This is a genomic window from Polycladidibacter hongkongensis, assembly GCF_001561995.1.
Classification (GTDB): domain Bacteria; phylum Pseudomonadota; class Alphaproteobacteria; order Rhizobiales; family Stappiaceae; genus Pseudovibrio; species Pseudovibrio hongkongensis.
Genome location: NZ_LLWC01000036.1, coordinates 108,421 through 120,977, shown reverse-complemented (window position 1 = coordinate 120,977; position 12,557 = coordinate 108,421). Strand labels below are relative to the sequence as shown.

At 53.3% G+C, this 12,557-nt stretch carries 13 protein-coding genes and 1 tRNA gene; 10 read left to right on the top strand and 4 right to left on the bottom strand.

Annotated features, from left to right (window positions below; genetic code table 11):
- Positions 1-40 precede the first annotated feature (40 nt).
- The 3 genes from choX to choV all read left to right on the top strand — a co-directional run bounded on the left by choX (position 41) and on the right by choV (position 3,049).
- Complete coding sequence (choX, locus tag AYK82_RS15745; protein WP_156453410.1) at positions 41-982, top strand: choline ABC transporter substrate-binding protein; 942 nt, start codon at positions 41-43, stop codon at positions 980-982.
- 164 nt (positions 983-1,146) lie between these two features.
- Entirely contained in the window at positions 1,147-1,989 is an 843-nt protein-coding gene (gene choW, locus AYK82_RS15740) for a choline ABC transporter permease subunit (RefSeq protein ID WP_068318194.1), read from the top strand.
- A gap of 1 nt (position 1,990) precedes the next feature.
- On the top strand, positions 1,991-3,049 hold the full coding sequence (gene choV, locus AYK82_RS15735; protein WP_068318191.1) for a choline ABC transporter ATP-binding protein: 1,059 nt from the start codon (positions 1,991-1,993) through the stop codon (positions 3,047-3,049).
- Positions 3,050-3,121: 72 nt separating this feature from the next.
- On the opposite strand, the gene AYK82_RS15730 is transcribed toward choV, so the two are convergent.
- The gene (locus AYK82_RS15730) at positions 3,122-5,185 is read right to left on the bottom strand and encodes a methyl-accepting chemotaxis protein (RefSeq protein ID WP_172795262.1); all 2,064 of its coding nucleotides are present in this window, start codon (positions 5,183-5,185) and stop codon (positions 3,122-3,124) included.
- 230 nt (positions 5,186-5,415) lie between these two features.
- The gene (locus tag AYK82_RS15725; RefSeq protein ID WP_156453400.1) at positions 5,416-5,592 is read right to left on the bottom strand and encodes a hypothetical protein; all 177 of its coding nucleotides are present in this window, start codon (positions 5,590-5,592) and stop codon (positions 5,416-5,418) included.
- A 389-nt stretch (positions 5,593-5,981) separates the two neighbouring features.
- Here AYK82_RS15725 and AYK82_RS15720 point away from each other — a divergent pair, with 389 nt between their 5' ends.
- The 4 genes from AYK82_RS15720 (at position 5,982) to AYK82_RS15705 (ending at position 9,982) form a co-directional block, all read left to right on the top strand.
- Entirely contained in the window at positions 5,982-7,586 is a 1,605-nt protein-coding gene (locus tag AYK82_RS15720) for a peptide chain release factor 3 (RefSeq protein WP_068318181.1), read from the top strand.
- A 30-nt stretch (positions 7,587-7,616) separates the two neighbouring features.
- Positions 7,617-8,642: a class I SAM-dependent methyltransferase gene (locus AYK82_RS15715; protein WP_068318178.1), complete on the top strand. Its 1,026-nt coding sequence runs from the start codon at positions 7,617-7,619 to the stop codon at positions 8,640-8,642.
- Between the two features lie 8 nt (positions 8,643-8,650).
- A complete protein-coding gene (locus tag AYK82_RS15710) occupies positions 8,651-9,337 on the top strand; it encodes a pseudouridine synthase (protein WP_068318175.1) in 687 nt (228 codons plus the stop codon).
- A 75-nt stretch (positions 9,338-9,412) separates the two neighbouring features.
- On the top strand, positions 9,413-9,982 hold the full coding sequence (locus AYK82_RS15705; RefSeq protein WP_068318171.1) for a hypothetical protein: 570 nt from the start codon (positions 9,413-9,415) through the stop codon (positions 9,980-9,982).
- A gap of 120 nt (positions 9,983-10,102) precedes the next feature.
- On the opposite strand, the gene AYK82_RS15700 is transcribed toward AYK82_RS15705, so the two are convergent.
- Positions 10,103-10,176 (bottom strand) — tRNA-Gly (locus AYK82_RS15700).
- Between the two features lie 212 nt (positions 10,177-10,388).
- Between AYK82_RS15700 and AYK82_RS15695 the strand changes: the two genes are divergently transcribed.
- Genes AYK82_RS15695 through AYK82_RS15685 form a run of 3 tightly spaced genes read left to right on the top strand, consistent with a single transcriptional unit; the run spans position 10,389 to position 11,851 of the window.
- A complete protein-coding gene (locus tag AYK82_RS15695; protein WP_068318809.1) occupies positions 10,389-11,006 on the top strand; it encodes a CDP-alcohol phosphatidyltransferase family protein in 618 nt (205 codons plus the stop codon).
- A gap of 57 nt (positions 11,007-11,063) precedes the next feature.
- A complete protein-coding gene (apaG, locus tag AYK82_RS15690) occupies positions 11,064-11,456 on the top strand; it encodes a Co2+/Mg2+ efflux protein ApaG (RefSeq protein WP_068318168.1) in 393 nt (130 codons plus the stop codon).
- A 26-nt stretch (positions 11,457-11,482) separates the two neighbouring features.
- Positions 11,483-11,851: a VOC family protein gene (locus tag AYK82_RS15685; RefSeq protein WP_068318165.1), complete on the top strand. Its 369-nt coding sequence runs from the start codon at positions 11,483-11,485 to the stop codon at positions 11,849-11,851.
- A 108-nt stretch (positions 11,852-11,959) separates the two neighbouring features.
- Here AYK82_RS15685 and AYK82_RS15680 read toward each other — a convergent pair whose 3' ends face one another.
- Positions 11,960-12,373: a tellurite resistance TerB family protein gene (locus tag AYK82_RS15680; protein WP_068318162.1), complete on the bottom strand. Its 414-nt coding sequence runs from the start codon at positions 12,371-12,373 to the stop codon at positions 11,960-11,962.
- Positions 12,374-12,557: the final 184 nt, after the last annotated feature.

The window sequence follows — 12,557 nt, the reverse complement described above, 5'->3', positions numbered from 1 at the left end:
GTGAACACAGTTGGGGAGAAGTAAATTGGGAAATACTAAGGTGTTTTTGAAAAATACTATTCTTGGTCTTGGGGCGTTGGTTTTCGCCTCTGGCGCAGCAGCTGCAGCCGAGCCTAAAAGCTGCCAGACCCTACGTTTTTCGGATGTTGGCTGGACAGACATTACAGCAACGACTGCCGTAGCGACAACCCTGTTCGACGCTCTTGGCTATACTACGCAGACCAAAGTACTTTCCGTTCCTGTTACTTATACATCACTTGCCAATGGCGATATCGACGTCTTTCTTGGCAACTGGATGCCAACTATGGAAGCAGATTTGGCACCTTACCGTGAGGCGGGAACCGTTGAAACCGTTGCTGTTAACCTGACCGGTGCAAAATACACGCTGGCTGTGCCTAAATATGCTTATGACGCTGGCCTGAAAGACTTTGCCGATATCGCCAAGTTCAAAGATGCCCTTAAGGGCGAGATCTACGGCATCGAAGCCGGCAACGATGGCAACCGCCTGATCCTTGATATGATCAAAGCTGACACGTTCGGCCTTGGCGAGTTTGAGTTGGTGGAATCTTCCGAAGCGGGAATGCTGTCGCAAGTTGCTCGTGCCACGCGCCGCGAAAAGCCAATTGTCTTCCTTGGCTGGGCACCGCATCCGATGAATTCCAACTTCGAAATCGAATACTTGTCAGGTGGCGATGATGTGTTCGGACCGAACTTTGGCGGCGCAGATGTGCACACCAACACCCGCGCCGGTTTTGTCAAAGAATGCGCCAACGCTGGCAAGCTGGTTCAGAATCTTAAATTCACCCTCGCCATGGAAAACGAGATCATGAACGCGATCTTGAATGACGGCGAAGACGCATCGGATGCTGCGAAGGCGTGGCTGAAAGCCAACCCGTCCGCATACACTCCTTGGCTTCAAGGCGTGAGCGCGCTCGACGGCGGTGATGCAGCCGCAGCAGTGGCCAAGGCGCTAGGCAACTAGCGCCTAGTTAAGGCAAGCCAATCAAACACGTGGGGGCGCACTCTTTAAAACTTAAAGGGCGCGCCCACGCCTATTGGCAATAGCAATATTGTAGAGCCGCACAATGCGGCCCCGGAATACTAAAACCATAGGAGGGCTAAGAATTCCCTCCGTAAGAGGTCGTTTTGGACTGGTTGACTGAAGATAAACTGCCCATAGGCAAATGGGCGAAATATGCCGTGGATTGGCTGACACAAAACGCCGCCGGCTTTTTTGATGCACTTTCCCTTGCAATCGAAGGTATGATCGAAGGCGTTATCTGGCTGCTACAAGCGCCGAGCCCGCTCGTCATGGTTGCCCTTGTTACGGCCTTGGCCTTTGCCGCCAAGCGCACCATCTGGTTTTCAGGTTTTGTACTGCTCTCGCTCCTGCTGGTCATCAACCTTGGCTACTGGGAAGAAACCACTCAAACGCTTGCGCTTATTCTCTGCTCAACATTTATCTGCATGCTGGTAGGCGTGCCGGTCGGGGTTGTGTGTGCGCACTCAGCGCGCTTTTTTGCGTTAGTTCGCCCTGTTCTGGATCTCATGCAGACGATCCCGACATTCGTCTATCTTATTCCGGCACTTATTCTTTTCGGCCTTGGTGTTGTGCCCGGTCTGGTGTCCACGGTCATCTTTGCACTGCCCGCTTCAATCCGCTTGACCCAGTTGGGCATAGCCTCCACGCCTGCGCATCTTTTAGAAGCCGGTGAAGCGTTTGGCGCCACCTACTGGCAAAAGCTCTGGAAGATCGAGCTGCCCTACGCCCTGCCAAATATCATGGCAGGTCTGACGCAGACCATCATGCTCTCTTTGTCTATGGTGGTTATTGCCGCCCTTGTTGGCGCGGATGGGCTCGGCGTTCCAACTCTGCGTGCACTGAACACGGTAAACATCGCCAAGGGCTTCGAGGTTGGTCTCGTAATTGTTCTGTTGGCAATCATGCTTGATCGCTTCTTCCGCAACGATGAAAAAGGAGGGCGTTGATATGAGCCGTCCTGCCGTTTCCTTTGAAAACCTCTCCATCATCTTTGGCGAAAAAGCAAAAACCGCGCTGCCCTTGCTGGATGCTGGCCAAGACCGCGACACCATCAAGCGGGAAAGTGGCCAGCTTGTCGGCGTTGCCGATGTCAGCTTTGATGTGATGCAAGGCGAGTTGCTGGTGCTTATGGGCTTGTCCGGTTCAGGTAAATCCACCTTGCTGCGGGCCGTGAACGCCCTAAACAAGCCTGTGCGCGGTCGCGTGTTGCTGCACACTGAAGCAGGTAGTGTTGACCCCGGAGCCTGCAGCACGGCAGAGCTGCGCGGTTTGCGCCGTCAGCGCATCGCCATGGTGTTCCAGCAGTTTGGCTTGCTGCCTTGGCGCACGGTGATTGACAATGTTGCCTTCGGGCTTGAGCTCTCCGGCCTTTCGAAGAAGCAGCGCCGCGCCAAGGCGCACGAACAACTTGAGTTGGTGGGCCTGCAAGGGTGGGGGGATAAATACCTCAATGAGCTTTCCGGTGGTATGCAGCAGCGCGTCGGGCTGGCTCGTGCCTTCGCAACGGATGCAGACATTCTCTTGATGGACGAACCGTTCTCTGCGCTGGATCCGCTTATCCGTGCCCACTTACAGGACGAACTGCTCGCGCTACAGGAAAAGCTGCACAAAACCATTATCTTCGTCAGTCATGATCTGGATGAAGCTGCCAAAATCGGCAACCGCATCGCCATTATGGAAAGTGCGCGCCTCGTCCAGATCGGCACCCCGCAAGAGATTGTTGCCAATCCGGCAGATGACTACGTTCGTTCATTTGTAGCGCATATGAACCCACTAGCCGTCTTACATGCTCAAGATGTAATGCGCCGACAAACTGGTGCGGTGCCATTGACCGCGGCCACTGCGGCGTCCACTGCAGTGCTGCAAGACGTGCTGGACCTGATGGCAAGGCTTGGCGGTCCTGTCTATGTTTGCGAAGGAGACAGCTGCTTGGGCGTAATAGATCAGGAAGCCGCCTTGGCGGCGCTGACAGGGCACCGTAACAGTGCCATCGAAAAGGTAAGTTGATAAGCAAGTTCTTAAAACGAAAAGGGCCAGAACCGCTTGTGGTTCTGGCCCTTTTTGTTGCTCTGAAAGGCGTTAGCCTGCGCGAACCTGCGCCACAAAAGCGTCCACAGCACTGTTGAGCTGTTGCGCCTGCGAGGACAGCACAGAGGCCGCCTGCAAGGTTTGCTCCGCAACCCGCCCGCTTTCGCTGGCTGCACCCTGTACCTCGGTTACAATGCTGGATACTTCCTGCGTGCCCAAGGCCGCTTGCTGCGCGTTCTGCGAAATCTCTTGGGTTGCCGCGCCTTGTTGCTCTGCGGCCGCTGAGATTGCGGTGATATTGTCAGAGATTGTAAACACCTGCTTGCTAATACCCTCGATCGCCTCAACACTCAGCTGGGATACCTGTTGCATCTCGCTGATGTACTTGGCAATATCCTGAGTAGCATTGCTGGTCTGGCCCGCAAGGCCTTTGACTTCGCTGGCAACCACAGCAAAGCCGCGCCCCGCCTCGCCAGCGCGTGCCGCTTCGATTGTCGCGTTCAGAGCCAGCAAATTGGTCTGTTCGGCAATATCGTTGATAAGCTCGACTACTTCGCTAATCCGCTCAGTTGCAGTACGCAGTTGCTGCACTTGGGCCATGGATTTTTTAGCGTCATCATTGGCAGCTTGGCTCACTTGCGAGCTTTGATTGATCTGTTCAGCCACTTCTTGAATGGTGGCAGAAAGCTCTTCACTCGCTCCGGCCACTGTGTTCACACTGGTGGAGGCCTGTTCAGCCGCACCTGCCGCACCAACAGCCTGCGCACTGGTCTCTTCAGCCACACCAGACATGGTGTTGGCGCTGGATTCCAGCTGCTCAGCCGCCGCGCTAACACTTTGCACAATATGCCCAACCTGCTGTTGGAAATCTGTGGCCAGCTGGTTGAGCATCTCGCGTTTTTCCGCTTCCGCTTCGGCTTTTTGCTGTTCGTTCTTCTTTTGTAGTTCGCGGTTTTCAATTGCATTGTGCCTAAACACCGCCAGTGCATCGCGCATGCGGTTTAATTCGACGTATGCGATCTCTGGGATATCGGCTTCTACATCCCCTTCCGCAACGGCACTCATGGAACGAACCAGCTTGTTTACTGCGCTGTTGCTGCTCATAAGTAACAACGTCATGAGCACAACGACAAATCCGATGCCCAGACCGGCCTCAAGAATGACCAAGTATAGATGATCTTCGGCAGCCGTTTTCAATTCGGCAAGCGAGTCATGAAGGGCCTGACTAAGCTCGCTTTCAAAGCCTTTGAGCAAGTTTAGTTTCTTTGAGATTGTGCTGAACCAGTCCTCTGCAGCAAGCCGTGCAGCTGAGGAACCGTCTATGGCGATAATTTGCTCGCGCATGTCACGAACTTGCCGACTGATCGGTTCGTTGAGCAGCGCATTCAGTCGCTCAACCTTGTCTTCATTGGCAAAGGCGCGAAACACCTCAAAATAGGTATTCTGCTCATCTATCATCTGGTTGAATTTGCGAAGGTCTGCCGCCTCAGGGGTGGCTGCGCCAAGAATGCTGGCGCCAACGGCCCTCTCAATCCCGCCGCGTTCCTTCCCCTGCAAGAAAGCCGTATAGGCGGTGTAAAGGCGGGTCACTTCGGCAGAAGAGGACGCGGTCGCTGAATCTTGGATCAAACCCAGCATATCCCCGTTTAATCCAGTGTAAAACGCAACGGCTTTGCTTGCGCTTATGGTTTGCTCTTCAACAGCGCTACGGATGCTGTCAAGCTTTGCCAATTCTCGCCGTACCTGCTCAAAGGCCCTGCGATAGTCTGCCGGGAGTTCTTCAAAGTGTGAACTAGCGGCGGTTTCTAGCAGTCGCGCATGGGCGGTGTCGGTCGCCTGCTTCTGTTTCGCCAGCGTTTGTGCAAAGGCTTCGCCCTTACTGGCAAGATAACCTGCCGAGGCGCCGCGTTCTTTTTGTTGCTCGTGCACAGCCTCGCTGATGCGGATCGCTATCTCGGTAATCTCTGCAAGTTGCTCTGAGTTTTGAGCGATGCTGCGGCTTTCTAGTATCTGCTGACTAGAAAACAACACCGACAAGCCTAAAGGGATAAGAATTACGACGCCTAATAAATGCGACAGGTGGAGCCCTTTAAGAACTCTAAGTAAGGTAGTCATAGTTTTGTCTTCCTGCATGATCAAAATAAATGAATCACGCTCATCAAAATGGGGGTGGGAAGACTATTTCAATCCTCTAATTAAAATTCAACATCAAAATTAGTCTATATTAATAATAATAAGGAAGCCTTTGTTTTATGTGCGATGTTTCATCCTTTGAGATATTTAAATAAGTAGTATGCACAATAGAAAATTCACCATGCATACTACATGATTGTACGCCTCTTTAGTTATATGCCCTTAAACAAAGCGCTTATTGTCAAAAGCCCCCATGCGGATGCCAATGCCCAATATGCATATGTAGAGATTACAGGAATGTGCACACCAAACCCAACACTGGCGATGGAGAGGGCACCAAGCAGCAGGGCAATAAAAAACGCAAGTAGTGAGGGGGCCGACAAACGCATGAAAAATTCTCCTTTATAAAGCAATGCCACACGCAATTAGCCTCTCTAATCGCGCGTAAGCCTCTGCGTCACCTTTGTCTAGTCATTCAACACTTATGCGAAACTGGAGACGCTATACTACAGCGCGGAGGCTGCATCGGCTTTGATATTCTATAGAAATGATTTCTTTTGCGGAAGGCGCTACGTCCGCCCCGACACTCAGAAAACCAGCGGAGCAAGGCGCTTTTTCGGTGCTTCCCACTGGCAATTTCGACAAAAAGTGGTTAGGAGCGGTGCAACCTCAGTTTTCTTGTTAATGCTGGCCTGCGCCGCGCTGTTCATGCGTATCTCGCTGCCGCATCAAAGCCGGAGCGCGACCAAGCAGATCTCGCAGCTCCAAGGAGATCCAGATGAGTGCAACCAGCACCGCGCAGCCCTATAAAACCCGCCGTACCTTCGCCATTATCTCTCACCCCGATGCCGGTAAAACCACGCTGACAGAAAAACTGCTGCTTGGCGGTGGCGCGATCCGCGCTGCCGGTCAGGTGCGCGCCCGCGGCGAGCGCCGCCGCGCCAGATCAGACTGGATGAAAATTGAGCAGGAGCGCGGTATCTCTGTTAGCTCATCGGTCATGACCTTCGAGCGCGATGGCTACACCTTCAACCTGCTGGATACCCCGGGCCACGAAGACTTCTCTGAGGATACGTACCGCACATTGACAGCCGTTGATGCTGCTATCATGGTCATTGATGCCGCAAAAGGCATTGAGACCCAAACTCGCAAACTTTTCGAAGTCTGCCGCTTGCGCGATATCCCGATCATTACATTCATTAACAAGATCGATAGGGAAGGCCGCAACACGCTGGAAATCCTTGACGAGATCCAAGAGGCACTGGCCCTTGATGTAACGCCAATGGCATGGCCGGTGGGCATGGGCTCGGATTTCTTCGGCGTCTACGATCCGCTTGGCAAGCGTTACTTCACCTCGACCGAGGGCCGGACAGGCGCATTCGACGAGCTGAAGCAGCTGTCAGGCCCGGATGATGAAGTCCTCACCTCCACCGTTTTTGAAAACGTGCTTGCCGAGCTGCAAGAGAACGTGGAGATGGGGCTCGAGCTTTACCCTGAATTTGATCAGGAAGCCTTCCTGGAAGGGCACCTTACTCCGGTGTTCTTCGGCTCTGCCTTGAAAGATTACGGCATTGATCAGGTGCTGGATTTCATTGCTGCATACGCGCCGGCTCCCCATTCGCAGCCAGCCACCGGCGGGCGTACAATTGTGCCAGAAGAAAACAAAGTCACCGGCTTTGTCTTCAAAGTACAAGCAAACATGGATCCAAAACACCGCGACCGCATCGCCTTTGTGCGTCTGTGCTCTGGTACCTTCAAGCGCGGCATGAAGCTGAAACACGTGCGCGCAGGCAAGCCAATCACCGTCTCTGCGCCAATCTTCTTCTTTGCAGAAGAGCGGGAGCTGGCAGAAAAAGCCTATCCGGGTGATGTGATCGGCGTGCCAAACCATGGGCAACTGCGTGTTGGTGACACCTTATCCGAAGGGGAGGAAATCCACGTCACCGGCCTGCCGGCCTTCGCTCCGGAAATCCTGCGCCGCGTCCGCCTCTCCGATACCATGCGTGTGAAGCAGATGCGCCGTGGGCTGGAAGACTTGGCCGAAGAGGGGCTGGTGCAGATTTTCAAGCCAGCCATCGGCACCAACTGGATTGTGGGCGTCGTTGGGGTGTTGCAGCTTGATGTGGTGGTGGACCGGTTAAAGGCGGAATACCAAACTGAGATCAGCTTTGAAACTGCCATGTACAACACCGCCCGCTGGATTGAATGTGATGACAAGCTCAAACTGGACCGCTTCTTAGAGGCTAACCGCGCCCACGTGGCAATGGACCGTGACGATCGTCCGGTTTATCTCTTCAAAAACGCTTGGGAGGTAAGCTACATCTCCGAGAAAAATACAGATATCCGTTTCCGCGAAACCCGCGAAATCGTCCATACCTCGTAAAGTCAAAAGCGCGCTGCAAAAGGTTTAACTATGAAAGATCCAGCTCTTGAAACACTGCTGCTGCCCTTGCAAAACGAGGCGGTAGCAATGCCCACAAGCGGCGCGGTGTTTCTGCGCGCCCGCATGGGGTCACCAATGCGCTCGCTTGACGCAGCCAACCTCCTTTGTCAGCAAAGCTTTGCGCCAGACAAAGATGCTTTGGAAGTTGCAGGCTTTAGCGTGAGCGAGGAGCTGCCGCAATCTGCGCCTTTGGTGTTGGTGCTGCCACCGCGCCAACGCGGTGAGGCCCGCGCATTACTTGCAAAGGCTGTCGCCCTTGCAAAGCCTGTGAGTGGGGTAGTCGTTGCTGCTGTGACCAACACCGAAGGGGCAAAAACGGCTGAAGGTGATCTGGCCAAGCTGCTGCCGCTTGCCGGCAAGCTTTCCAAAAACAAGTCCCGTGTGTTCTGGGGGCAGGCGCAAGAGGTGGATGAGGCGTTGCTTGCCCAGTGGGTCGGGCTGGACGCGCCGCGCGACATTCTAGATGGCCGTTTCCGCTCTCGCCCGGGCCTGTTTGCATGGGATCATATCGATCCAGCCTCGCAACTGCTTGTAAACACGTTGCCTACCAATCTATCCGGCGTGGGCGCAGATCTTGGCGCTGGCTTTGGTGTGCTTGCAGCAGAAGTGCTGCGCAAATGTCCAAAAGTAAAAATGCTGGATCTTTACGAGGCCGAGAAACGGGCTCTCGATCTTGCTCGCGATAATATCGAGGCAATGCAAAGCGAAGCCCTGCGCGAGTATTACTGGCAGGATGTCACCAAGGGGCTGCGCAAGCCCTATGATTTTATCGTGTCTAACCCGCCGTTTCATACCGGCAAGGCAGACAGGGCCGATCTGGGGCAGGGCTTTATCCGCGCAGCGGCCCGCGGTCTGCGTGTGGGCGGCCATCTTTGGATGGTGGCAAACCGCCATTTGCCCTATGAGGATACGCTGGACAAAACCTTCGGCAGCTACAAAATCCTGGCAGATGAAGGCGGCTACAAGGTCATCCATGCCATCAAGGCGGGGCGCTAGGGGCAGCCATGAAGCTGGCAAAGCATCTCGCCAATCTTGGCTATGGCAGCCGCAAAGAAATGGCACTGGCGATTAAAAACGGTTGGATAACAAACGCGCAAGGCGCGCGCTTGCAAGAGGGGCAGCCCTTCACTCATGCCGACATACGTTTGGATGGTGCGCCGCTTGATCCCCCATTAGGCAGCTTGATCATGCTGCACAAGCCCGTTGGCTATACCTGCTCCACCAAGGATCACGGCGCGTTGGTCTATCAGCTTCTGCCCGAAAGGTTCTTGCGCCGTAAGCCACCGGTCTCAACCATCGGCCGCTTGGATAAGGATACCTCCGGCCTCTTGCTGCTGACCGACGATGGCAAGCTGCTGCATAAAATTATCTCTCCGAAGTCAGACCTGCCCAAAACCTACGAGGTGACACTGGATCGCCCTTTGCATGGTGAGGAAGTTCAGCTGTTTGCCAGTGGTACGTTGCTGCTAAATGGAGAAACCACGCCGCTTAAACCGGCGGAAATGGAAATCATTTCATCTCACCAAGCGCGCGTGACCATTACAGAAGGCCGCTATCATCAGGTGCGGCGCATGTTCGCCGCCACAGGCAACCATGTTTCCAAACTGCATAGAAGCAGGATCGGAACCTTGTCTCTGGCTGACCTTGAGCAAGGCAAGTGGCGTCTCGTTCAAAAGCAGGGTTTATTCTGAGTTTGAATCTCAATAGGTATTGTAACTATCAGAAATAACTGATGAAATATAGATACCTAATCAAATGAGATTAAAATGCTACGCAAAACTATTACCCTGATTGGGGCGCTTGTTCTGCTTGCCGCTTGCGGACCGAAAAGCGCCTTTGACAGCCTAAGACCAGAAAAACTGGAAGACCTAAACGCCAAATACATGGCCAATGCGCGCATGTTACGCAAAAATCTCTCTGGAAATACGCTCCAATCGTGGACCAATGGGCACGGCACCCAGATTGAATACTACAAGCCTAATGGTAAGACATACCTTCTTTACCCAGGTAATTCCAAAATTCTGGTTGGAGACTGGAAGACCGTCGATAGCAAAGAGGGTGTAAAGGTATGCTTCCGCTATCCTGGTGCCTATAATAAAGTGACAGGCAAGTATACATATAAGTGGAATTGCGGAAGCGGCAGCAAAATTTTCTTTAGGTCGAGCGAAATTCGCAAAGGTGATGTGCTGAAGCTTTCAACAAAACGTAAGTTGCCACAAAAACTCTCTGGAGGCGGGCAGGTCTTCATAGAAGAACTGATGCCAGTGTTTAATCCAGGCGGCAAGCTTACTGCAAACCAAGCTTGTAAATGGCTTGCTGACACTTGTACAAAGTAGAAAACCACGACAAGAGGAGCGGTGCAAATGCGCCGCTCTTTTACTAGAAAATGCGTCAGAAATTGCCCACCAGCAAGAGTATTCCTGCTATGTTCTAAAGCTATTTTTTTAGGGGGGAAATGGAGCGGGTGAAGGGAATCGAACCCTCGTCTTAAGCTTGGGAAGCTTCTGCTCTACCATTGAGCTACACCCGCCTGCAAGAAAGGCACAATAGCCAAACAAGTGGGTAAGTCAATGCCTTAGCCGCATCTCGTCCCCACGATTCTCCAGATTTCCCTCCCAGTCTTGTCACAAGTTCGCTACTTGGCAACGTCATGTAGGGGTGCTAGCTCTTGATAAGGTGATCGCGAAAAAACTTCTGGCGCAAGATGTTGGAGATAAAGCGAAGACAGCGAAGCGGGGAAACATGATCGACAGTCAGATGCGCAGGCTAATCGACCCACCGTTAAACCGTGCCGGGCAGAAATTGGCCGCTACCGGTTTATCAGCCAATGCCATGAGCGCGTTTGGCTTGCTGTTTGGGCTTGCTGCTGCTATCGCGATCTACGCGGGGGCTTTTTCCTTGGCGTTCTTGTTGGTCGTGCTCAACCGATTGGCAGATGGGCTGGATGGGGCGATTGCAAGGGCCACTCGAAAAACGGACCTGGGCGGTTTTCTTGATATCATTTTTGATTTTTGCTTTTACGGTGCTGTGCCACTCGCTTTTGCGCTGCACGCCCCCGGGCACAACGCTTTGGCTGCATCAGTCTTGCTGGCCAGCTTTTACCTGAATGGATCGGCTTTTCTAGCCTTTGCCCTGTTTGCACAAAAGCACGGATTGGAAACGGCAGCGCAAGGGCAAAAGTCGTTTTACTACCTCGCCGGACTTGCGGAAGGTACCGAGACAATCCTCGTCTTTTTGTGTTTCTGCTTGTGGCCGCAGCACTTCTCGCTAATTGCACTTGCCTTTGCTATGCTGTGCTTGCTCTCGTCACTGGCGCGTATAATGCAGGTGGCGCATCTCTTGCATTCGCGCGGCGCATAGGCTACGCCGAAAAGACACGCTCTCGTTTGTAAGTGTACCTCTTTTTGGGAGACTTTTATGTATCGCTCAATCACCCGCGACGTTCAAATTACTGTAGAACCCAAATTTCTCGCGGATGAATCCGAGCCAGCCGAGCAGCAGTATTTTTGGTCCTACACCATTGCCATTGCAAATTTGAGCACAGAGGCGATTAAACTGCGCCGCCGCGCGTGGACCATCATCGATGCGCGTGGACACAAACGGGAAGTTTCTGGTGTTGGTGTCGTCGGTGAAGAGCCGGTTATCGAACCCGGTGACACGTTTGAGTACACCTCCGGTTGCCCACTCTCGACCTCATCGGGCATCATGTCGGGCAGTTACACGATGCAAAGCGAAACCGGCGAGACATTTTCTGTCGAGGTGCCGACATTTTCGCTCGATACCCCGGAGAGCCAACGCGTCCTAAACTAATTTGTATCCAATCGTTTTAAGGGACTATGCTGTTAAAACTGGATCACGTCCAATTGGCCATGCCAGTGGCAGGCGAGCCTGCCGCCCGGAAATTCTACGCCGACACATTAGGCCTAAACGAAGTTACAAAGCCGGAAAACCTCGCCAAGCGGGGCGGATGCTGGTTTGAAAAAGGATCGGTCAAGCTTCACCTTGGCGTGATGCGGGAATTTCAACCAGCGACCAAAGCGCACCCTGCCTTTATTGTTGCGGATTTGCAGGAGCTACGCCACCGCCTGCAAGCAGCGGGCTATCTTTGCACTGATGATGAACCGTTGGCCGGATTTAACCGCACGTATGTTGCGGATCCTTTTGGCAATCGCATCGAGTTAATGCAGCCTTTAGAGGCAACTTAGATTGGGATAGCCGGCAAAAAACAAAGGGCCTGATGCAATCAGACCCTTGGTTTTTTTTGCGTTCGCAGGCACTACGGCACTCCGCAACACTGACATCCTGCTGCAAAACTATATTTGCCGATAGCGAGCTTGCGCACCGCGTTCGATGGCGGCGACGCTGAGCTTGTCCAGATTAAACGCATCGCGCAAAATTTGCAGCATCCGCAGTTCTTCCTGACGCACCTGCAGATCAGCGGCAGCCACCTCGACACCCAGCGCATAGGCGGTATCGCGCAGCTTTTCTGGAATGGAGCGCGCAACCAGTGCAACTGTATCCTGCAAACCGTTTTCTGCGGCCATGCGATCACCGCAAGCCTCGCAAACATGCACCAACTGCTCTGCATCAAAGTCGCGGAACACCGGAAGTGCTGAGACCACATCGCCGATGCTGCGCAGCTCCGGGTCGGTCATGCGGCTATCGGCCGCCGACACCAGCACCATGACGTGGATCAGCGCTTCTTCTGTTGAAAGGAGCTCGGTCATTTATCTCTCTATATTTTATGGCCCCGTCATTTCGGCAGCCTGCCCAAAAGTGCCCGCCCCCTACGCTTTTATCGTATCAAGCCCTAAGCGCGAGCGTTGAGTATAGTTTAGGTAGCGGTTCTGAGCTATTCAAGGCCTATCACCAAACTTAAAGCACCCGCCTGCATTGACTAGCCCATTGGAA